The following is a 21,068-nucleotide window of genomic DNA, read 5'->3' as shown; positions in this document are numbered from 1 at the left end:
TGTTTCAATTAGAATTTCGAATATTATTGATCGGAACGTTTTTACAAGTTAATCAGGTTTCTCCTTTAATTCTCCCTATCTCTAATTTGTCATTTTAAAACGAATGAATTGAATTTCTGTGTCCCGTTTTTTTAATCATGGCCGGAAGTTTGACTATTTATACCCATCCTATCTGTAAGGACACTAGAAGTAAATGATATTATTAATTAAAATAAATTGCATGGCAAAACCTACTACATTTGGTAAAAAAGAAAACGAGAAGAAAAAACAAGCCCGAAGACAGGCAAAACAAAACCGGAAGGAAGAGAGAAAACAATCCGGTAAAGCGACCAGTTTCGATGACATGATCGCTTATGTTGATGAACATGGCATGATTACCTCGACACCGCCCGAAGAGCGGCATGATGAGGAAAAAATCGTGCAAGAGGATATACAAATTTCAATCCCCAGGCAGGAAGCTCCCGCCATTTTGAAAGGTCGGGTGGAGTATTTTGACACGCAGAAAGGGTATGGCTTTATCAAGAATCTGGTAGGGACGGATAAATACTTTTTTCATGTCAATAATGTCCTTGTTGATATCGTGGAGAATGATATAGTGACGTTTGATTTGGAACGAGGGAAACGGGGAATGAATGCCGTAAATATTTGTACAATAAATAATCAATTGGCAGTATAAATCAATTCACATGAAAAAGAACACGAACCATTTTGAAAGATTATCGCAGGCTCAACAGGCGGAGAACGCGTTGAAAGAACATAGAAAAAGAGTTGGTGAGGTTGAGTATGTCACTATTAGCGGGCGCACGACTTTCGAATTCCCGGTCAGTTTATCTGAAGAAGAAAGAGAGATCCGCATCGAAAATTATAAAAAACGGCACAAGCCGTTAGTCTAAAGAGCCGTTTGTTCATCGGCCGTGCCGTTCGTTTCTTTTCTTTTTCGCTGGAATATTGTCGTGACGTAAGCGGTGAATATCGGGAAGAAAATCATACCCGCGGCGGCGAGAATGACGGCAAGGATTTGCCCGATCTTCGTGACCCCGAAAATATTCGACCCGACCGTGGTGACGTTCATTAGCGCCCAGTCGAAAGCGTCCCAGTATGTTTTCACGGGAGGGTTAACACCGTGTTCCATGTAGTAGAAAATGATGCTGCAAAAATAGATCGTCGTGAAAAGAATCGTCAGGTACGTGGCAAACAAATTGGTGATCCGGCTGCGTGTCATCCAACTCACGATGAGTGATACCCCGTAAATGCCTCGTGCCAGCGGGATTAACCGCAGGATTAGCCACGTGGAATGGGATATGGTGGTTGATAAACCGTACACGATATTAAGGTAAGGAATCGAGACCAGCAGGAAAAACAAGTTATGGTTGAAAAAACGCCCGGTCCATCCATCCGTGTACCACCGAACGAAAAAGTCTGCCAGAAAAAGCCCGCACACCCAGAGATGGAATTTCAATATGAAAGCCTCGCTGAGAGCGTTATTCCCGTCCAGTAACTCGATAGAGGCAACAATAATAATTGCCAAACTACCCAACAATACAAGCCCGTTGAGTATTTGCTCGAAAACTTTACTTCTTTTCATAGAAAATGGGTTTATAAGTTTATAAAGTTCATAAGGTTTATAAGGTTCATAAAGTGACGGGTGTCCTTCGGACCGTGTTTTAACGGCAGCACAAGCTGCCGTTGACAAAACGCCCCGCAGGGATCCACTACTTTATAAACTTTATGAACCTTATAAACTTTATAAACTAATTGATTACTTCCACGTGATCTCCCCCGAAGACATTCACGTTTAATTTCTGTGCGATATACTTGATGGCAGCCTGTGCTTTCACCGAGTTTCCGGCCTCGTCCAGTGGGGGGGCGAAAGCGGCGATACCGAACAGTCCGGGAACAACCCCGAGTACACCGCCACCAACTCCCGATTTAGCGGGAACGCCACTGGTGTACAACCAGTCTCCCGTGTGTTCGTAGAATCCCACGGTTGCGATCAGGGAGGTGATTTTAGGAGATAACGACGGGTCGAATACCTGTTGTTTTGTCACGGGATTCAAACCGTTATTGGCAATCGTGCAGGCGGCGATGGATAATTGTTTTGCCGTTACACCCATCGAGCATTGCCGGGTGTATAGGTCCAGCGACATATCCGGGTCATCGTAAATCCGGTTGAAATTTTTCAATAACCACGCGATAGAACGGTTATTGAAGTTCGTTTCGGATTCCGATTTATAGAGTTCATCCAGTAACTTCAGATCGCTACCGCTTAATTCCCGCATGTTGTCGGTGATTGCCTTCCATTTGGCCTCACTGTTACCCACGGGTTTCACCATACTGTCGGCACTGATGGCCCCGGCGTTCACGAGCGGAGTACTCGGGTGATCATTTTCCAGTAGAATTGCCATGATCGAGTTAAACGGCAATCCCGTGGCATCCGCCCCGATTTTGTCCAATACGGCTTGCGCCCCGTACTGGCGTAAGACTAGAATTGCGGTGTACACTTTGGAGACGGATTCGATACCGAAAACGTAATTCGTGTCTCCGGCCTCGATAACTTCTCCCGACGGGAGACAAACGGATATACCGAATAAATTAGAATCAATTTTGTCCAGGAATGGAATATAATTTGCGTTTTTCCCACCCTTCAAATCCTTCACTTGTGCATGAGCCTCGTTCACTAAATTCTTGAGGTCATTGCTTGTAATTGTTTTTTTCATACCTGTGATTATAGTTTGGAATTTAAAATTTAGAGTTTAGAATGGAAGGGGCTGTTCAAAAAGTCATTTCTCAAACTCCCTCCCCCCTTCGGGGTATTGAGCCTGCAAGCAGTCTCGAATCGGCTCTCGCTCGACAGACAACGAGTAAACTCTCTGTCTGTTCTCGCTTACTCGCCGATTTCCCTCTATAAACAGAGGGAGAGTTGAAATACTCCCTGTCTTCGGGAAGAGTCACCAGCTCCTCCTCTGTTTATAGAGGAGGTGGCACGAAGTGACGGAGGAGTTTTTTGAAATAAAATGACTTTTTGGACACCCTCTTTACGTATTTATTTTTTAGCATCCGGAGTGGCCGGGCTAGTTGAAGTCGTAGAAGTAGCCGGGGCAACCGGTTGTTCTTCCCAGTGGAACGGGGCGATTTCAGCTTTCGGGTCTTTCCATGACGGTTTACGCAAGGAGTAGATGATGAACGGAGTGGCAACAACCACGACGCACCCGATAATCAGCACGGCAAACCAGACGGTATTACTACCCACGTTGATCTGTGAAGGCGGGATGAAACTCAACACGAAAGCCAGCAAGGCTCCGCAGAATCCCAGTCCGGCGATGATCCATATCCCGATGTTACTTTTTCGGCCGATAGCGAACGGTCGATTTGCTTTCTTCATCTTGTAGCGCAACACGATAGCACCGGAGAACATCAACAGGTACATAATCAAGTACAACAAGACGGTCAACTGCGACAAGATCTGGTAGAACGACTGCACGGAAGGCATAACCACGAACAATAATGCCAGGATCGTAACAACTCCTCCTTGTACGAACAGGATGTTCTTTTGAACACCGATCTTGTTTGTTTTCTGGAAGAATGGGGGCAAGTAACCGGCTTTACCCACGGTGAAAATACCTTTTGACGGACCCGCAACCCAAGTAAGCACTCCGGCAAGCACACCGAACATCAAGGCGATGGCTATTACCGGGGAGGCCCAGCTGATATGCAGGTATTTGAGATACCCGTCGAACCCGACAAGCAAACTTTGTGTCAGGTTAATGTCTTTTGCAGGAATAATCAAACCCAGTGCGAACGTACCCAGCACGAAGATAACCACGGTAATCCCGGCACCGATAAAGATCGCTTTCGGGTAGTTCTTCGATGCAGGTTCCTTCACGTCCATCACGTGAATACCCATCATCTCCATTCCGGCGTAGAAAAGGAAGATCCCCGAGGCTAGCACGAGGTTGTCAAACTTGGTCAAGTCGGGGAAGAAACCTTGGCTCATGTCCATGTTATTATGCCCGCCCGTGGAAATGTAAATAATACCGAAAACGATCAGAAGCCCGGCGGGAATAATCGTCCCGACCATGGCCCCGATCTTGGAAACTTTACCTACCCATCCCAGTCCTTTCAGCGAGATAAAGGTTGCTACCCAGTAAATAGCCAGTACGGTAACCAGCGTGAAGATTTTGTTGGATGCCAGCAGGGCATCTTCGGAGGTGTTCAAGCCGATGTACGCGATGGATACGGCCCCGAATGTCAGAACCGTCGGGTACCAGATCGTACTCTCGATCCATTGCAGGAATATTGCTAGGAAACCGAAACGTTTTCCGTACGCCTCACCTACCCAACGGAAAACTCCACCCTCTTTCTGGGCGAACATGGCGGCTAATTCGGCTGCCACGAGAGCCGTGGGAACCAGGAATACAATGGCCGCGAATAAATAGTAGAATGCAGAACTCAACCCATAAACGGCTTCTGCCGGTAGGCCACGAAGACTCACAACCGCCGCGACATTCATAATCGCGAGGGTTATCACGCCGAGTTTCATCGCGGTCCCTTTTGTGTTTGAATTTGTTGTCATCTTGAATTAATTTAGTTTAGAATTTATAATCTAGAAATTTTGGTTAGTTATATCTGTCTTGTTTGCATGGGGTAAATACGGGAGAAAAGGCGAGAAGGTTCTTTCTCGCGCCATATTTAACGTTGAATTTGTATTCCCAAAGTACTCGTATTTCGTTTAAAATAGGTGAACACGGCAAATATCCCGGCCAGTATCGTGCTGAGTAAAAACGGGAAATAGGAGGCATCCGTGGAGAATATTCCCTGTAAAATTTCGAGAATAAAAGGGTAGGTGATAATTGCCATATAATTCATGGCCATTACCAGTGCCAGTGCGAATGTCGCGTGTGATTCGGCCGTACTCGTGGATGTTTTGTCGTATATGATGGGTTGCATACACCCGTACCCCAACCCGATAAGGATGACACCGATGGTTAGCAGTACCGGCCCGCCTTTCACGAGGAAAAGCACGAAACCGAGGGCGATGGCCGCGGAGGAGCACACGTTCGTGTAACCGCGCAACCATCCGATGATGTTGTTGATAAAAAGTCCGGGAATTGTCATGGCGAGGAAAAAGACGGAAATATACGAGCCGGAAATGTCTGGGTCCTTGAATTTCAACGTTTCCATGTAGATCGACAGGTTAAAGGGGACTGTCAGCACGATAAACGTGATAAAGTAATAGAGAAACATGAGCGCTACCGGCCAGTTGTGGCTTGCCGATACGGGAGTATCATTTGTAGGTTGGGCTTTTTGCGGTGTTGCCGGAGGGGCAGAGTTCAGTTTAAAAGCGAACAACAGCGAGATCCCCGACAGGCAGTACACGAGGAATGCGTAATGCCAGTTGATGTCGGCGAGAACGCCAGCAAGAAAGGTGGCGAGAACCAGCGTGATGTTGGTGATCGACGAGGCGATACCTAATTGGCGGGTCCTGTAACGTTTCGTGAAGTTGTCAGCGATAAGTCCCGTGGAAAACGGGATGATCATCCCGGCCCCGACGCCCAAGAGGGCGCTGACTACCAGTAGCAGCCACAGGGAATTACTGAAAGGGTAAATCACGCTGCACCCGAAGAATATTGATAACCCGATGATAAGGATTCTTTTTTTGTTAATCCTTAAAGATAATCGTCCTGCCAGCAAGATGAAGGGGACAATGATAAACGACGGGAGCGATTCGAGCATTTGCAGTTCCAAGTCGCTAGCATCCTTGAAAATGTTCTTGAGATCACCGAGAATCGGCGAGATGGCCAAGCCGGGTAATGAAGTTACCATCGATATGGAATAGATGGCAAGGAGTGCCGTGAGCGTGATCATGCCATGGCCGGTTTGTATTTTCATGTTGGTCCTGTTTAGTTTTCTGCACTATACGGGAGAAACAAGCGAAAAGATTCATACTAACTTCATTTTTCTGTCCTCACGATTACGGCTCGCCCGTCATTGAGGGTGGTGGCAAAAAGGTAGGTGGTGCCGCCGTCTTTTATCTTGCTTCGGGTGCGGAGTTCGTTGACAGATAGTTTAAAGTTGCGGGTAGTGATGTTTGCTTTGGGGATGGTGCGGGAAATCTGTTTAAGCAGTTTACTTGAAAAGTCCAGTATTTCTTTAACTTGAAATGCACGACCGGGGAAATCTGCAACAAGATGATCCGAGGTGTAGAGGTGGCTGTGAGGGTGGAGTTTCTCCAGCCCGTAACGGTTGGCAACGAGTTTAAAGGCTCCGCTTTTGAGGACGGAACTATTCGGTTCATAAAGGTAGGAGCCGATATGACTCGTGTAGCGAGGTTGTGCGTCCTTCTCCTCTTCCAAGAGAAAGGAAAAGTATTGCTCCGTGTCGGTAGCAAAATTCACGGTGTGAATGTTCACCGCTTGATTTGTCGGGGTTTTAGCCAGCACGAATAAAAGTTCCTTGCATTCGTTGCGGACGGAAACCACATGCACATCGGTGGTTTCGGGTAGGAGTTGCAGGACTGCGGAAAGGTCGGCCATGGGGGAGATTTTGATGATCAGGCGTTGACCTTGTTGTAAAAGTGTTTCCTTGATTTCCAGTACGTTCGGGGCATAATCGGTCAGGGCGAACACTCGCTTGTTATCGGTCGTCCGGCGGGCGGGATCAACGTAGTACGTGTCGGCAATAACTTGGTTGACCACGGTTGTCGCATCAGCGTGAATGACCTCGATGTTGGTCGCTCCCAGTGCTAGGAAATTGGAACGAGCAGCCTCGCAGTACGATTCATAGCGCTCCACGTATGTCACTTTATCTATTTGCCGGGAAAAGAAGTACGTGTCGACGCCCAAGCCACCCGTGAGGTCGCAGAGGGAGTTACCCGTGGCGAGTCGAGCCTTGTAGGGAGCAGTTGTCTCGGATGAGCATTGTTCGGTGGATAGTCTGGACGGGTAGAAGATGTCCCGGCAGGCATACCACGAGGGAAGTTTCTCCTTGATATTCTCCCGGGCCTGAATTTGTTCCACGGCCAACACGACACGATCATCCGGGTACTCGTTTTTCTTCCATAGTAACTGATCCGGATTGTCGTCCAGATGCTCCCGGATGAAACGGGATATTTCGGGATTTAGTGGCATGTTCGATCGTGTTAAGCAAATTATCAATGGCCGGTAGTGCCTGACTTTGCTTTATACAAGGGATCATAGGGGAGCGAGAACCAGAACGTGGAGCCGCATCCCAGTGTGGATTTAACCCCGATTTCCCCGCCCAGTTTTTCAACGATACTCTTGCAGATGGACAAACCCAAGCCTGTACCTCTCGCGAAGGTATTTAATTTTATAAAACGATCGAAGATTTGTTCTTGATTCTTTGTCGAGATCCCGATACCCGAGTCTTGCACGTGGAATCGGATGTACTTTTCCGAGAGAGTATAACCCACGTGAATGTAACCGGATTCCGTGAATTTAATCGCGTTGTTGATGAAGTTTGAAAGAATCTGCGTGATGCGGTTTCTGTCACTGCAAATGAAACAATGAGGCTCGTGTTCCTCGAATGATAACGTCACGCCCTGAGGGACTTTCATGGCATGAGAACAGATGATTTCTTCGCATAGGTCATTCACGTCCACTTCGGCAAACGTGACCTCGTAGGTTCCCGCCTCGATTTTGGAGAGGTCAAGAATATCAGAGATGAGTTGCAATAAAAGTTCGTTGTTTTTCTGTATCACGGAGATGTATTGTTCCCTTTCCTCGATGTCGCTCGTGTCAGCCAACAAGTTGGAGAAACCTACTATCGCGTTGAGAGGGGTACGGATTTCATGGCTCATGTTAGCCAAGAAGGCCGATTTCAAGCGATCAGCCTCTTCGGCTTTCAGCTTGGCGGCAATGAGTTTACTTTCTGTTTCTTTTAGTTCCGTGATGTCAAGATTTAGCCCGATGAGTTCAATAATGCCTTTCTGCGGATTGTATTCTTTCACTTTGAAACGTACGCGCATCCAGCGCCAGCTATCCTCGAATTGGATACGTACTTGCCCGGAGAATGACTGTTCTTCCCCGTCCATGACGTTTTGGAAAAACGTGGAGAGACATTGGAGATCATCGGGGTGAGCATACTCGTAGGCTTCCACGATATTGTTGATTGGGCGGGGTGTCTGGTTGAGATTATGAAACCAAACGTCCGAACCCAGAAAGTTGTTACTTAGCGGATTCCAGCGGCAAATACCTACCTTGGAGAATTCTGCGATGTCATTGAACAGGGTTTCAAAGTCTTCAATTTTGCGGTAAGCCTTGATGGCTTCCGTGTTGTCGATGACGATGAGCAGGTAGTTTTCTATGTTATTGTCGGAATCATAGAGACAATTTCCTTTTACCGTCAAGTTTCTCGTTCCCTCGTATTTCGTGTTGTAGTAAGTTTTATTCACGTTCGTGAATTTGTATGTCAGCGGGAATATGATTTCCTTGCCCTGCCGTAACATTTCGAGGTGTTGCTGGGGAAGGTTCGGGTTTTTAAATAGATTAACTCCCAGTACGTCTTCTTTGTGTTCGAATCCGAAGATTTCGCTTTCAACATCATTTAGGGCAATCAAGGCTCCGTCTTTATCATAGATTTCAATACCAACGGGTATGTTTTTGTATATGTTGTGTAGGGTTTCTTCGCTACGGCGAAGGGCCTCGATCGTTTTCATCCGTTCCGAGATGTCCGTGAACAAAGCGACGACTTCTTGTTGACCTTGTAAGTAGATCAAGATATGATACTGGCGTCCTGTATTTGCTATTAGTCGATTGGTTTCAAGGACTTTGCCGCTTGAAACGACTTGCTGCAACACTTCCAGTTCTTCGGGTTTGTTCGCGTTGAAGTCTTTAGCGGTATGACCGATATACGAACCGATTGGCGATGCTGTTATATTGTAAAAGGCGGGATTCGCATCCAAGTATTTGTAATCAGTTACTTTGCCGGAATTATTATATAAGATTTGCATCCGTAGGTAACCGATCGGCATATGGTCGTAAAGGCTCTTGAAATACTCTCTTTCCTGTTGGGCTTTTTTCTCGGATGCTCGTAATTCGATACAGATGTTGATGATGTTGGAGATGGCTGAAAACCATTCCTTGTCGATCATACTCCAAAGGCGGGGGGTGTTTACAATGTCTATCCCCATATACCCCCAAATACCTTGTGCGGATAGAAGTGGGAATACCATGAGGGAGGCAATATTCTGACGGGCCAAAGTTTGCTTGTCGTTTACGGCTTCCGGTGGCATCTCATCGAGGTTGTTGATGATGATAGGCACGTTGTTGAACATTTGTTTACTCCACCACTGGTTATAGTTAATGTCCATATCCTGCAAAGTGTCGATCTCCGGGGAAACTTCTTCCCGGGTAGCTTCGTAGATACAACTTTGTGTACCTTTGGTCTTGTCGTATTGGAATATGTAGGTGCGGTCCCCGTTAAATTGCTGTAATAAATCTTTCAGCGTGTCCGTGATGACTTTTTGGGTGTCTGCGCTTTTCAAAAAGTTTGATAGGGATTGAGACAGGGCGAATTGCCGGACCAGTAATTCCTTTAAACGGGAGTCTTCCTTGTCTTTATAAAGGGATGTATTCGTTTCTTCATCAAGTATCTGGGAAAATCCGATGGCGATAACCGTGTTGTCTTCCCGCACGATTTTGTTGCCCAGCTTGGAATGAATCCATAATTCTCCATACTTTGTTTGTATCGGGAATATTTCGTCGTAGAAATTCTGTGTTCGGATGTGGATGAACGAGGAGGAGATACGTTGCCTGTGTTCCACGTTGATGATGTTTAGGAACTCTTCCACGGTCATGGTGTTTTTAGATAGATCGAGTATATCCATGATGTAGTCTGAACAAATGATTTCGTGAGTGTTGAAGTTTACCTTCCACCAGCCGATTTTTGCTGATTTTTGTAGCTCGTGGAGTATAAACTCTTTCTCTTGTAAATCTTCTAATTCATTTACCGGAATTGCGGTATTCTTGTTTTCCGACATGATCGAATCTATTTAGTAGTGATAGTTACGCTTTTGTGACGTTTTCCTGTTCCACGGGCAAAAGTAGGCAAATTTTGCATAATAGCCATGATTTAGAGATAAAAACGAAAGATTATAACTGGTATTTTACAAGTTTTGACAAAAGGGGGATCTTCTGTTTTTTTATTTGGATTATTAGCGAATTCAATGTTCCTTTGCGATGGAAAAATAATGAAGATGTGTTAGAGCGATTAAAAACATGGATGTTGCCTTTGGCGATGTTAAGCGGGGGTATATTTTACTCTTTTTTCAGCTTGTTTTCTTTCTTGACTCCTTACTTGATTTCTGTGATGCTATTAATCACGTGTTGTCGTTTGTCGATCAAGGAAATGCGTTTTACCCGGTTACACGCGTGGATGCTTGTGGTTCAGGTCGTGGGTAGCGTGTGCGTGTACGCCGTGTTATGCCCTTTTGATGCCTTGTTGGGAGAGGCTATGATGATTTGTGTGCTGGCCCCGACGGCCGTGGCCGCGACGGTTGTCACGGGGATGCTGGGCGGGAGTGTGTCATGTTTGGCCGCTTACACGTTAGCGAGTAATTTGTGCGTGGCAATCGTGTCACCCGTGATTTTCTCCCTCGTGGGGACCCAAGGGGAAATGTCTTTCGGTGCGTCTTTATGGTACGTTTGCCGGCAGGTTGGGCCGTTGTTACTTTTGCCTTTGGCTGGGGCATGGATCTTGGAATATTTTATTCCTTCAGCGCATAAGGTGTTGAAAAGTCATCAAAGTATTTCTTTCTATTTGTGGTCGTTCAGCCTGACAATCGTGGTCGGGAAAACGGTGTCTTTCATCATGCAGCAGGATAGTAAAAACTACGGGGAAGAGTTTTTAATCGCTTTTGCCGCGTTGTTATTGTGTATCGGACAATTTGCGATCGGGCGTTGGATCGGTCGCCGACATGGTGAGACCATTGCAGGGGGGCAAGGATTGGGACAGAAAAACACGATTCTAGCTATATGGATGGCGCAAGTGTATCTTTCGCCTCTTTCTTCAATAGGACCTGCCGCTTATGTCTTGTGGCAGAATAGTATCAATAGTTGGCAGTTGTGGAAGAAGAGAAAGAGGGAGGGAAAAGTGTGACAATATTGCATTGATTGGTCTTGTTATTGGAATAAAATGGAATGTTATTGCAGCATATTTGGAAATATAGCGAAAATATGCTAACTTGTGTCCGGGTATTTGTGGGGAAAGTGAGAATACAAAATATAATGAGAATGGAGTATGAGTAAATGGAGTGTAGTGCATACAGTTACGTTTTTGCAGGATGCTTACATGATCAAGTCTTACTTGGAATCGGCTGGAATCGAGACTTTGATACCGGATGAGTTTACCGCACAGGTGAATAATTTCTATACCACGGCGATTGGTGGTGTGAGACTGATGGTACGCACGGAGGATTTGGAATCGGGGGTGGCTTTGTTAAAAGAGGGCGGGTACATTAATCCCGAAAATTCGGTAACGGATGAGGAGATTTTGATCGTGGGAGCAGATAATTCCACGGATATGACTTGTTGTCCGTTCTGTGGTTCCGAGAATATCGGTAAAAGAAACACGCCGGGAATGGCGATGGTAATTCTTTATTTCTTGTTGTCGGCGTTATTTCCGATATTCCGGTCGGCAAACAAGTGTTTTGATTGTGGTAAGATCTGGAAATTTAAAAAGATAAGACAATGATGAGTGAGGTTAAATTGGCGAATATTGATGGTGAGGAATTACGGAGAGAGCTCGAAATTTTGTTCGAGGATAAGGAGAAAAGAGTGTTTTTCATGCAGATGTTGGCAACAAGTGTCAAGGAGACAAACGAGTTGCTAAATGTGGTGACTTTGATGCTGGAATCCCCGGAAATATTACAGAATCCCGAGTCCAAGATGAAGATATGTGAATTTCTGAAGAAACACAAGGGTATTATTGCCGATTTATCAGAGAGTATGAAAGTGTTTTTATAGTTTGATTTCAAGATTTGTTTATAACAGCTTTCACTTTTTTCTTTTTGTTTATCAATGCGAATCCTGCAATGATTAATACGAGGGCGATTGGGTCGTGCCATGAGAATTTCTGGAGGCCGAGCGATATTGACACGATGGCTCCGGTGATGGGGAGGAGGTAAATATACACGCTTTCCACGAAGGGCGAAATGTATAGCAGGGCTTTCAAGTTTAGGAAGTAAGCTATCATCGTGGCGAAAATAAGCACGAAACCGAGTTCCAACCAGATATGTACGGGAGCCTCTGACGTGAATAGCGGGGCTTCGAGGGTTTGATGCAAACCGAAGGGAAGTACGAGGATAAAGGCTGCCAAGCTCATCCAGCGCATCACGATAACCGAATTGAATTTCTGGGTGTAGGGTTTGATTAATATGAGATAGAGCGCATTGAAAACCGAGGCGACGAAGATCAGAACGTCTCCTGTGAATGAGTCTTTCACAGCTCCGGCGTGCGGGGTGATTGAAACGTAAAGAGTTCCCGCGAGTCCCAAAACGATACCGATGGCTTTGTAGCGATTGAAGTCTGCGTGAAGAATCAGTACGGCGAGTGCAATTACGATAATAGGTTGCACGGTACGGATAACAAAAGCATCCACGGGACCCGTGATATTCAAGCCGTTGATGTATAGTAGTAAGTTACCCCCGATGCCGAGCAGACCGCCCAGCATCATCATGAGGATGTCTTTTCTTTTGGGTTTTGCCTGTTGTTTATTTGCCGGGATGAAAAGGGAGATGATCCAGAAACCGAAAGCCATGACCGTGCAACGAATTAACACGAGGCCATGAGGACCGATCCATTCCGGCATGAGGATCTTCATGAAATTCGTGTTAAAGCTATATATGACAATTGTTGACAAGACCATGAGATGCCCGATGATCTCTTTTGGCTTTTGAGTTGTTTCCATTCGTGTCGTTTTTTCGTGATAAACGGAAACTTCCCGGATAAGGTTTGAGCCGGTCTTGTAAATTATATTAAAAACTCAAATACTCGGTCGTGGTGGTGGATAATGTATTACTTGTGCATATCCAGAGCGACATCACCTGCCGGAATCGGTTCTTTTCTTATCGAAAAATGGAAACGAGTTCCACGTCCTTCAGAAGAGGTAAATTGAATGGTTCCGCCCATCGCCTCAATGTATGCCTTACAAATAGATAGGCCTAGTCCAGGGCCGTCGGTAAAGGTGTTTGCCTTGTAGAATCTCTCGAAGAGGTACGTGTGTATTCTGGGCGGCATTCCTAAGCCGGTGTCTTCCACGATGAAGTTAATCATATTTTGTTCTTCATCCACGGAATAAGCGAGTTTGATGTGTCCTTTGTTTGTGAATTTCTGGGCGTTGGACAGGAGATTGAGAATTACCTGATATAATTTTTGTTGATCTGTGTACACCAAGAGATTCGGGGAGTCTCCTTCCAAATACAATTCCACGTTCGGGTGGGTGTTGTTCATTCGAAGAAGGATAATATCCTGGCAAAACTCGTGCAGACAGAAGGTTGCCATCTGTAAATCGATCTTGTGCGCATCGATCCGGGCCAGCCGCAACACGTCATTTGCCAGATGCGAGAGTTGGTCGGAGTGTTCGTATATAAGATTCATGTACTCGTTTTGCTGGTTAGGTGTCAGCGTTTTATCCGTACTTACCAGGTTGGTCCAGCCTAAGATGCAGTTTAACTGGTCGTTAATTTCGTTACTCAGTTTTTCGAGAAACGTGAATTTTGACTTTTCAATCCGTTCTGTTTTGGCCAAAGCATCTTGTAAGCGAATTTGAGCCTGTTTGAGTTCCGTGATGTCATGAATGGTAATTAACATTTCTGGACGGTTGTGAATGTTCATGTATGAACCGGAAACGGCAACATTGCATTTGAAGGTTTTCTTGTCTGATAGACGCAGGCTTACAGTGGTTTCCAAGTTAGAAAAGTCCTTTTTCGTTTTAAAGGCTTCCGTTATTGCCTGTCTGATGGGACAAGTCTTGCAAAGTTCTCCATTGCCGCAACCTTTATTTAGGGAATTGACACAATTAAGTAGTTCCCCGACTCTTTTAGGTTGTCCGGAGTCCTCGGTGTCTGTAATTGCGTAATAGTTCGTTTTCTCCACGATAAAGTTCCTGTCAATGACAAGGATGTAGGACTTTATGTGTTGTAAAATAAAATTGAATAGTGCCTCAGAAGTTTTGATTTCTCCTTTTTTGTCGCTAATAATTTGTTTCGCCTGTATATACTTGTATAAAATAAACAGGATTACACATATTAGTATCGCGATAATGATGTTATATTTCATGCTACACACTTCTTGTAATTCACCACAAAGTTGTTAAATTTTACCGATGTTCCAAAGGATAGAATTATAAATTTCTATATTTTTTGGAAAATTATTCTGTCGCAAACACTCCTTTTTTGCAATATTTTTGTTTTTCGTTCTGATGTGTAGGTGTTTGCCAGTAGGGAAGATGGCATTAAAGTAGATCTTCGTATTCTTTATGACGGGCCACGTATACGCGGGCAAAAGGACAGGTGATGATAACCTTCAAGTGATTTTCCCGTGCATAATCCAACGTTTCTTTCACAAGTTTGGCCCCGTAGCCTTTATTTTGCAAAGGTTTGGGAACGAATGTGTGTAAGATGTTGATTCCCCCGTCAAAGGGTTTGTATTCTACGACGGCCGAATTCCCGTTTTCGGTGAATTCGAACATATGTCTGGTTTTATCATGTGTAATTTCCATGTTTTGAGTGTTTTTGAGTTTATAAATTTCCTGTATATACGATAAAAGAGCAGGTGCAGTTTCAAACTTTTTATTAAAAATTATTTGTTGGGGAAAGGAGGTTGGTTAGGGTATGGTGTATACTAGCGGTGCGGCCTTGATTGCTTATGATAAATTATATGTTTTGAGATGTTGATTATGAGAAATTTGATGATTATTTTTTGGTTTATAACCTATTTTTACAAGCCTAGGAGTGGATTTCTCGGATAATTGTATAATTTTATAGCGCTCCCGTGTGGATGTGGCACGAGTGAGCGCGTGAATCATAATTATTTATTTAATACATTATAAGTCATGAAACAAACATTGACATTTAACCTTTCCACGATCGCTTCTACGGAAAGTAAAATTAAGGTCGATTATTTCGACACGAGCGTAGAGGCGTTCGATAATGGAGAATATTTGCAGTCGTTCTATGCTTTATTGGACTATGTGAACGACGAATTCCGTGAGAAATACGGGAATGCGCAAGGAACGGAATTTAATATTCCTCATGGTTCGATCGTGGTGAATATAAAGATCGAGGATGATCGGTTGTTGATTCACGCACCGTTTCTCTCTTTGCCGGAGAAGAATCGTATTCCCTTGTTACGGCAGGTTGCAGGCTTGAATTTTAATGCTATGGACTTGGCTCAAGTTGAGTTGAAAAAGGATCGATTGGCATTCGAGTACACTTGCCCGCTGGCACTGGCAAATCCTTACAAGATTTATTATATTCTTCAGGAGATTTGTAACACGGGAGACAAGTATGATGACGAGTTCGAGACCAAGTTCGGGGCTCAACGGATATATGAACCGAAAGTAACTCCTTTTGATGATGAGACGCTGAACACGGTTTACGAGGTGGTACAATTGAGTTGTAAGGAGTGTATGGATGCCGTGAAGGATTTCGAGGCGGACCGGAAATACGGGTTCGCGTGGAACGTGCTGGACACGACGATATTGAAGATATTGTATTACGCTCACCCGCAGGGACAGTTGTTGAACGACTTGAATAAGGCCGTTTCCGAGATGGATCGGGAAGATATTCCGCTGCCGGAAGTGGTGAATTACGGGAAGTCTGTCATTGCCCGCTTGCAGGGAATGACAAAAGAGCAATGGGCTGAGGATTTGTACTACGTGGAGACCTTTATTTCGGATAAACGTCGTTCTAATTTGAAGAATATTCAGGAGAATTTCGAGAATTCATACAATCGTGCCACCCAAGCGTTTGAAACGGGTGATTACATGACGTGCTGTTTGATGATTGTTTACAAGTTCTACGAGATGTACTATTATAATAACGTGCAGGATGACGTGAATGCGGTTGTGGTTCGTGCCTTGGAAAAAGCTTCCGCTAAACCTTGGGATGAGGCTGCCCCGATCTTACATGCTGCCATGGATAATATCATGGAGGGAGAGTTGGAACCGGATGATGACGACGACGAGGAAGGTGAATTTGATATGTCCCAAATGATGCAGGGTATGCAGCAAATGATGCAGCAAGGAATGCAACAAGCGGCACAAGCCATGCAACAGGGCGGTGGAATGATGGAGTATGTGCAGAAGGTGCAGGAGTTGCAGCAACAGCTAGCTGCCGGACAGGTGAGTATGGAAGATTATATGTTGAAAGTACAACAGTTAGCCGCCACTTATATGGGAAACGGTCAGCAACAATAATGAAATTTAATGATTATGGAACAGAATATTTTTAACGCTGTATATAAGGTCAATCATGCCGGTGGGTCAGGCAGTTGTTTTTACTTGAAAAATTATGACCTGTTCGTGACGAATTACCACGTGGTGGACGGTTTCCGCGAGGTTGCCCTGCAAGATAACGACAAAAATCGTTTTTACGCTAGAGTCGTGTTGGTGAACCCGGCAAAGGATATAGCCTTTTTAAAGGCTGAGGGGGATTTCTCCGCCCTACCGGAAATCGCTTTGTCTGCGTTAGATAGCGTGTCTATCGGACAGAAGATCAACGTGGCAGGTTACCCGTTCGGGATGCCGTTCACGGTAACCGAGGGAACCGTGTCGTCCCCAAGGCAGTTGATTAACGATAGTTATTATATCCAGACGGATGCCGCCGTGAATCCGGGAAACAGCGGGGGACCGATGTTCAATGACCGGGATGAACTGGTAGCAATCACGGCAAGCAAGATCACGGATGCAGATAACATGGGATTCGGTATTCCGGTGACGGCTTTACGTGAGTTATTGGAACAGATCGGTGATCTGGATACAAGTGTATATAACGTGCAATGTAACAGTTGTGACGAGTTTATTTCCGATGAAGAGGAATATTGCCCGTCATGCGGGGATAAGTTGCCATCGAATGTTTTCCAGGAACGTTCATTGACCGACTTGGCAGTTTTCTGCGAGGAAGCTATTCAGGCTATGGGAATTAATCCCGTGTTGGCCCGTGTCGGTTACGAGAGTTGGGTGTTCCACAAGGGAAGTTCAGAGATCCGTATGTTCGTGTACCAGCGTTCTTACCTGTTCTGTACTTCACCGATCAACGTGTTACCGAAGAAGAATCTCGAACCCGTGTTGACGTACTTGTTGAATGCAGAGGTGAAACCTTATCAATTGGGATTGGACGGTAATCAGATTTACCTGTCTTACCGGATTCACATCTCCGACATCTTCTCTGATTTTGCAGACGAGGTACAGAAAAATATCACGAATATGGCGTTCAAGGCAGATGAGCTGGATAATTACCTGATGGATACTTTCGGGTGTGAATTGTCCGAGTATGCCAAGAAAGACGCTTGATAGAGGAAAATATATTTAGTCAAAGGGGCTGTTCGAAAAGTCATTTTTTCAACAACTACCCCCACTAACTCCCCTTGCACAGGGGGAGAAACCGCTTGGTAATCAGCTCTCCCCCTGTGTAAGGGGGAGTTGGAGGGGGTAGCTTGTAGATACTGGATAAGACTTTCCGAACAGCCTTTTTGTATAAAGTAAAAAAATGATGAAGACAGAGAAAGAGAAGATGCTTGACGGGGAGCTGTATAACGCCATGGACCCCGTACTATACGCGGAGAGGATTCGGGCCAAAGAGTTGTTGTACGATTATAATCATACCCGGCCTTCCGAGAAAGAGATCAGGGAACGTATCTTGCGGGAATTATTAGGAAGTACAGGGGATAATTTTCTGATTGAACAGCCGTTTAATTGTGATTACGGGTATAATATCCGCGTCGGGGAGAATTTTTATGCGAACGTGGGGTGTACGATTCTCGACGTGGCTCCCGTGACGATTGGTGATAACGTGATGCTTGCCCCGAATGTGAACATATACACGGCAGGTCACCCGTTGGATGCGGAGATTCGTAATTCGGGGTTGGAATACGCTTATCCGGTAAATATCGGGAACAATGTCTGGATTGGGGGAAACGTGACGATTGTACCGGGAGTAACTATTGGTGCTAATACGGTGATCGGTGCGGGGAGTGTTGTGACGAAGGATATTCCGGCTAACGTGGTTGCCGTGGGAAATCCTTGTCGGGTTGTTCGGAAAATTACGAAATAGGGATTATTGTGTATATAATTGTTGTATCTTTATCTGCAAAATGAGAATATGGATAAAGTGATTTTAACCCAAGAGAATATAGGACAGGAACATATTTGTTGTGCCATGTCCGACAAGAAAAGTGCTGAGGGAGTGGAGGCCAAGAAAGAGTGGTTGGCGTGTCGTATGGAGGAGGGATTGAAGTTTGTCAAACTGAATGTCCGGGGAAAAGTTTTCATCGAGTATTTACCGGCTGAATATGCTTGGGTGCCTATCGAGGCGGACGGCTACACCTTCATCAATTGCCTGTGGGTGGCCGGATCGTTTAAAGGACACGGATACGGTCGGGAGTTGTTGAAAACGTGTGAGGAAGATGTTGCGGGTACAAACGGTGTGGCCGTGATGGTAGGGAAGAAGAAGTTACCGTATCTTTCGGACAAGGCTTTTTTCATCAGGCACGGGTACGAGGTGTGTGATTCGTGTGTTCCGAACATCGAATTATTGGTAAAACGGTTCAGACCGGATGCTCCGTTTCCTCGTTTTAAATCGTGTGCCTCTGTCGGTTTGGGCGATGATGTTAAGGGAATAGATATATTTTACACGGCACAATGTCCTTTTACGGTGCCCTATATCAAACTACTAGATCCGGTTATTCAATCTTCAAGTGTTCCCGTGCGGGTACACCCGATAATGACTCGTGAAATGGCACGGGATCATCGGGCGCCGCTCACCACGTATAGCGTGTTCGTGGATGGGAAATTTTATACCCGAGAAGTTCTTACTCCGGCAAAGTTACAGAAACTACTCGAGGAACAGTAAGTTCCGGTTTGGAGGCGTGGTAAATTACAGGTCTGTTTCTACCGTGTCTTTTTTGTCAATGTAATTGGAGAAACGGAATTCCGGCATACCGAGGGCCATGGCGGCATGAATCGTACCGTTTATTCCCAGCATATTAGCGAGAGTTCCCTTGTTTTCCTGATGGATGGCGGTGCAGACGAATCCCATGTAGAATTGGTTTACCCCGAGACATTCCGCCATGAGTGACCCGTTCTGATAAGCCAGATTTGCGTCTGCACTCCCGAAACGACTGGTTTTTGGCGTGTGGATAAACAGGGCGGCCGTGGCTCCCCGCAGAATCATGTCGTGTCCGTTGGCATACTCCCGGTTCAGGCGGTCAAACACGGGTAGGTAACGGTAGGCGTCCGGCATAATTCGTTTCAAGATGGGTTTTAGTATCGGGTTTTTCAATTTCTTGGCGGCCGAGTTAAATACGTCTAGCGTGAAACGACTGATTGCGTTCAGTTGTTTGGGATCGGTTACCAGTGTGAAGTGTACTTGTTGCATATTACTTGCCGTTGGGGCACGATGGGCGGCCTCGATGATTTGTTCCAGCATCTCTCTGGGAATCGGTCTGGTCGAAAATGCCCTGTTCGAACGGCGGGCTTTGCACACGAGCATCATTTGTTCGGGGGTGGGGTAGTCACTGTATTTGAATGCGTGTACCTTTTCAGGCGGGAATTCGGAATGAAGTACCGAGCTGGTAGGACACACTGCCACGCAATGCCCGCACGCGATGCAATTTTCTACGTTTTGTACTTTTACTGTGGAGCCTTTTGTTTCCTGTGTGATGATTTGTGAAGGGCATACTCGTGCGCACTTGCCGCATTTAATGCAGGTACCCGTGTTGATACTTAATTTTCCGTCCATGATTCTGTCATTTTGCCTGTGTTAATAATACGTTGTATTGTTTACAAAAATAATGAATATTCTTTAACTTTGGAATCGTAAATTTGAACTAACCGGGGTATTATATGAAACAGATCGTTTTAACATTGGGGGCACCGAATGATGAACAGGGAAATTTAAGCCCGATGGCGGTGGATCGGCTAGAGTGTACATTAGGGCTTTATCTTCATAATGATGGTGTGAAGATTCTTTGTACCGGGGGATTTGGTGAATCCTTCAACACGACCAATCATCCTCATGCTTATTATTCAAAACGTTTTTTGATCGAGCGAGGGGTAAGGGAAAGTGATTTCTTGGAATTCGCGCTGACCACGAATACGGTGGAGGACTTCCGGATGTCAAAGCCGATAATCGAGCGGGAGAGGCCGGATTTGTTGTTCATTGTTACTTCTGATTTTCACATGGAGCGGGTGAAATTACTACATGGTCTTATTTTGAACTATCCTCACGTGGTTTTTATCCCGGCAAAATCAAGTCTGTCGGGAGAAGAGTTAGCTCCTTTGGTTTTACACGAGAAACTTGCCGTCAAGAGTTTACGGGATCGGGATTTTAAACTGTATTAATTGGGATGGATATTTTTGAGAAAAAACAAATTCTTTCTTTTGTGGATTTAAATTTTCCTTTATCTTTGCATCCGCATTTGGAGAGGTGGCAGAGTGGTCGATTGCGGCGGTCTTGAAAACCGTTGTACTGCGAGGTACCGGGGGTTCGAATCCCTCCCTCTCCGCGAAAAACAATCAAATAATGAGAGAGTTAGCACACAAAAGCTGACTCTCTTTTTGTATTTTAAAGGATTCGAACGAAGGGATGGTGGGTTCGTAACGCGTTCATGAGAAGTCTGAAGGACTTCGAGTCATCCCTCCCTCTCCGCGAAAAACAACCAAATAATGAGAGAGTTAGCACACAAAAGCTGACTCTCTTTTTGTATTTTAAAGGATTCGAACGAAGGGGTGGTGGGTTCGTAACGCGTTCATGAGAAGTCCGAAGGACTTCGAGTCATCCCACCCTCTCTGCGAAAAACAATCAAATAATGAGAGAGTTAGCACACAATGGC

The 21,068-nt window shown here is 45.3% G+C and carries 20 protein-coding genes and 1 tRNA gene; 11 read left to right on the top strand and 10 right to left on the bottom strand.

The genetic code is table 11. The annotated features are described in order from the left end of the window. Nucleotides 1-220: 220 nt before the first annotated feature. Both F1644_RS05160 and F1644_RS05155 read left to right on the top strand, forming a co-directional pair. Nucleotides 221-676 (top strand): cold-shock protein, encoded by a 456-nt coding sequence (locus F1644_RS05160; RefSeq protein WP_087422054.1) that lies wholly within the window; start codon nt 221-223, stop codon nt 674-676. Between the two features lie 10 nt (nt 677-686). Further along, entirely contained in the window at nt 687-893 is a 207-nt protein-coding gene (locus F1644_RS05155; protein WP_087422055.1) for a hypothetical protein, read from the top strand. Here the strand turns inward: F1644_RS05155 and F1644_RS05150 are convergent. From F1644_RS05150 to F1644_RS05125, 6 genes are all read right to left on the bottom strand, one after another. Continuing rightward, nucleotides 890-1,585, bottom strand: coding sequence for an ion transporter (locus F1644_RS05150; protein WP_087422056.1), 696 nt, complete (start codon nt 1,583-1,585; stop codon nt 890-892). The two genes, F1644_RS05155 and F1644_RS05150, sit on opposite strands and share 4 nt — an antisense overlap. Nucleotides 1,586-1,751: 166 nt before the next feature. Next, a complete protein-coding gene (gene glsA / locus F1644_RS05145; protein ID WP_118305449.1) occupies nt 1,752-2,717 on the bottom strand; it encodes a glutaminase A in 966 nt (321 codons plus the stop codon). A gap of 326 nt (nt 2,718-3,043) precedes the next feature. Then, a complete protein-coding gene (gadC, locus tag F1644_RS05140) occupies nt 3,044-4,573 on the bottom strand; it encodes a putative glutamine/gamma-aminobutyrate antiporter GadC (RefSeq protein WP_118305448.1) in 1,530 nt (509 codons plus the stop codon). Between the two features lie 116 nt (nt 4,574-4,689). After that, entirely contained in the window at nt 4,690-5,889 is a 1,200-nt protein-coding gene (locus F1644_RS05135; protein WP_118305447.1) for an MFS transporter, read from the bottom strand. Nucleotides 5,890-5,951: 62 nt separating this feature from the next. Then, nucleotides 5,952-7,127 carry a THUMP-like domain-containing protein gene (locus F1644_RS05130; RefSeq protein ID WP_118305446.1) on the bottom strand — a complete coding sequence of 392 codons (1,176 nt, stop codon included), beginning with the start codon at nt 7,125-7,127 and terminating at the stop codon, nt 5,952-5,954. Nucleotides 7,128-7,150: 23 nt separating this feature from the next. Continuing rightward, complete coding sequence (locus F1644_RS05125; RefSeq protein WP_118305445.1) at nt 7,151-9,997, bottom strand: sensor histidine kinase; 2,847 nt, start codon at nt 9,995-9,997, stop codon at nt 7,151-7,153. A 218-nt stretch (nt 9,998-10,215) separates the two neighbouring features. Here F1644_RS05125 and F1644_RS05120 point away from each other — a divergent pair, with 218 nt between their 5' ends. From F1644_RS05120 to F1644_RS05110, 3 genes are all read left to right on the top strand, one after another. Then, nucleotides 10,216-11,115 carry a transporter gene (locus tag F1644_RS05120; RefSeq protein ID WP_118305491.1) on the top strand — a complete coding sequence of 300 codons (900 nt, stop codon included), beginning with the start codon at nt 10,216-10,218 and terminating at the stop codon, nt 11,113-11,115. Nucleotides 11,116-11,256: 141 nt separating this feature from the next. Beyond that, complete coding sequence (locus F1644_RS05115; protein ID WP_118305444.1) at nt 11,257-11,709, top strand: putative signal transducing protein; 453 nt, start codon at nt 11,257-11,259, stop codon at nt 11,707-11,709. Continuing rightward, on the top strand, nt 11,706-11,981 hold the full coding sequence (locus F1644_RS05110; protein WP_087422062.1) for a hypothetical protein: 276 nt from the start codon (nt 11,706-11,708) through the stop codon (nt 11,979-11,981). Before F1644_RS05115 ends, F1644_RS05110 begins: the two co-directional genes overlap by 4 nt. 7 nt (nt 11,982-11,988) lie before the next feature. Here F1644_RS05110 and F1644_RS05105 read toward each other — a convergent pair whose 3' ends face one another. The 3 genes from F1644_RS05105 to F1644_RS05095 form a co-directional block, all read right to left on the bottom strand. Next, complete coding sequence (locus F1644_RS05105) at nt 11,989-12,924, bottom strand: DMT family transporter (protein WP_118305443.1); 936 nt, start codon at nt 12,922-12,924, stop codon at nt 11,989-11,991. Between the two features lie 107 nt (nt 12,925-13,031). Then, nucleotides 13,032-14,294 (bottom strand): sensor histidine kinase, encoded by a 1,263-nt coding sequence (locus F1644_RS05100; protein ID WP_118305442.1) that lies wholly within the window; start codon nt 14,292-14,294, stop codon nt 13,032-13,034. A gap of 175 nt (nt 14,295-14,469) precedes the next feature. Then, nucleotides 14,470-14,736 (bottom strand): GNAT family N-acetyltransferase, encoded by a 267-nt coding sequence (locus tag F1644_RS05095; protein WP_118305441.1) that lies wholly within the window; start codon nt 14,734-14,736, stop codon nt 14,470-14,472. 333 nt (nt 14,737-15,069) lie between these two features. Here F1644_RS05095 and F1644_RS05090 point away from each other — a divergent pair, with 333 nt between their 5' ends. The 4 genes from F1644_RS05090 to F1644_RS05075 all read left to right on the top strand — a co-directional run bounded on the left by F1644_RS05090 (nt 15,070) and on the right by F1644_RS05075 (nt 19,087). After that, nucleotides 15,070-16,434 (top strand): type III secretion system chaperone family protein, encoded by a 1,365-nt coding sequence (locus F1644_RS05090; RefSeq protein ID WP_118305440.1) that lies wholly within the window; start codon nt 15,070-15,072, stop codon nt 16,432-16,434. 15 nt (nt 16,435-16,449) lie between these two features. After that, nucleotides 16,450-17,529: a trypsin-like peptidase domain-containing protein gene (locus F1644_RS05085; protein WP_087422067.1), complete on the top strand. Its 1,080-nt coding sequence runs from the start codon at nt 16,450-16,452 to the stop codon at nt 17,527-17,529. A 199-nt stretch (nt 17,530-17,728) separates the two neighbouring features. Next, entirely contained in the window at nt 17,729-18,289 is a 561-nt protein-coding gene (locus F1644_RS05080; protein ID WP_118305490.1) for a sugar O-acetyltransferase, read from the top strand. 48 nt (nt 18,290-18,337) lie between these two features. Continuing rightward, the gene (locus F1644_RS05075; RefSeq protein ID WP_118305439.1) at nt 18,338-19,087 is read left to right on the top strand and encodes a GNAT family N-acetyltransferase; all 750 of its coding nucleotides are present in this window, start codon (nt 18,338-18,340) and stop codon (nt 19,085-19,087) included. Nucleotides 19,088-19,111: 24 nt separating this feature from the next. On the opposite strand, the gene F1644_RS05070 is transcribed toward F1644_RS05075, so the two are convergent. Then, a complete protein-coding gene (locus F1644_RS05070; protein WP_118305438.1) occupies nt 19,112-19,975 on the bottom strand; it encodes a nitroreductase family protein in 864 nt (287 codons plus the stop codon). A gap of 104 nt (nt 19,976-20,079) precedes the next feature. Between F1644_RS05070 and F1644_RS05065 the strand changes: the two genes are divergently transcribed. Both F1644_RS05065 and F1644_RS05060 read left to right on the top strand, forming a co-directional pair. Further along, a complete protein-coding gene (locus F1644_RS05065) occupies nt 20,080-20,577 on the top strand; it encodes a YdcF family protein (RefSeq protein WP_118305437.1) in 498 nt (165 codons plus the stop codon). A 79-nt stretch (nt 20,578-20,656) separates the two neighbouring features. Next, nucleotides 20,657-20,741 (top strand) — tRNA-Ser (locus F1644_RS05060). Nucleotides 20,742-21,068: the final 327 nt, after the last annotated feature.

Origin of the sequence: Butyricimonas paravirosa (genome assembly GCF_032878955.1) — a bacterium.
Lineage (GTDB): Bacteria > Bacteroidota > Bacteroidia > Bacteroidales > Marinifilaceae > Butyricimonas > Butyricimonas paravirosa.
The sequence above is the reverse complement of the archived record's forward strand: the minus strand, read 5'-3'. Positions and strand labels throughout refer to the sequence as shown.

Bases quoted from the DNA above. Each gene is read 5' to 3' on its own strand.
- F1644_RS05150 (WP_087422056.1), bottom strand. From the start codon at position 1,585: ATGAAAAGAAGTAAAGTTTTCGAGCAAATACTCAACGGGCTTGTATTG.
- F1644_RS05075 (WP_118305439.1), top strand. From the start codon at position 18,338: ATGGATAAAGTGATTTTAACCCAAGAGAATATAGGACAGGAACATATT.
- F1644_RS05160 (WP_087422054.1), top strand. From the start codon at position 221: ATGGCAAAACCTACTACATTTGGTAAAAAAGAAAACGAGAAGAAAAAA.
- F1644_RS05130 (WP_118305446.1), bottom strand. From the start codon at position 7,127: ATGCCACTAAATCCCGAAATATCCCGTTTCATCCGGGAGCATCTGGAC.
- F1644_RS05105 (WP_118305443.1), bottom strand. From the start codon at position 12,924: ATGGAAACAACTCAAAAGCCAAAAGAGATCATCGGGCATCTCATGGTC.
- glsA (WP_118305449.1), bottom strand. From the start codon at position 2,717: ATGAAAAAAACAATTACAAGCAATGACCTCAAGAATTTAGTGAACGAG.
- F1644_RS05090 (WP_118305440.1), top strand. From the start codon at position 15,070: ATGAAACAAACATTGACATTTAACCTTTCCACGATCGCTTCTACGGAA.
- F1644_RS05080 (WP_118305490.1), top strand. From the start codon at position 17,729: ATGAAGACAGAGAAAGAGAAGATGCTTGACGGGGAGCTGTATAACGCC.
- F1644_RS05125 (WP_118305445.1), bottom strand. From the start codon at position 9,997: ATGTCGGAAAACAAGAATACCGCAATTCCGGTAAATGAATTAGAAGAT.
- F1644_RS05100 (WP_118305442.1), bottom strand. From the start codon at position 14,294: ATGAAATATAACATCATTATCGCGATACTAATATGTGTAATCCTGTTT.
- F1644_RS05115 (WP_118305444.1), top strand. From the start codon at position 11,257: ATGAGTAAATGGAGTGTAGTGCATACAGTTACGTTTTTGCAGGATGCT.
- F1644_RS05135 (WP_118305447.1), bottom strand. From the start codon at position 5,889: ATGAAAATACAAACCGGCCATGGCATGATCACGCTCACGGCACTCCTT.
- F1644_RS05085 (WP_087422067.1), top strand. From the start codon at position 16,450: ATGGAACAGAATATTTTTAACGCTGTATATAAGGTCAATCATGCCGGT.
- F1644_RS05110 (WP_087422062.1), top strand. From the start codon at position 11,706: ATGATGAGTGAGGTTAAATTGGCGAATATTGATGGTGAGGAATTACGG.
- F1644_RS05155 (WP_087422055.1), top strand. From the start codon at position 687: ATGAAAAAGAACACGAACCATTTTGAAAGATTATCGCAGGCTCAACAG.
- F1644_RS05095 (WP_118305441.1), bottom strand. From the start codon at position 14,736: ATGGAAATTACACATGATAAAACCAGACATATGTTCGAATTCACCGAA.
- gadC (WP_118305448.1), bottom strand. From the start codon at position 4,573: ATGACAACAAATTCAAACACAAAAGGGACCGCGATGAAACTCGGCGTG.
- F1644_RS05065 (WP_118305437.1), top strand. From the start codon at position 20,080: ATGAAACAGATCGTTTTAACATTGGGGGCACCGAATGATGAACAGGGA.
- F1644_RS05070 (WP_118305438.1), bottom strand. From the start codon at position 19,975: ATGGACGGAAAATTAAGTATCAACACGGGTACCTGCATTAAATGCGGC.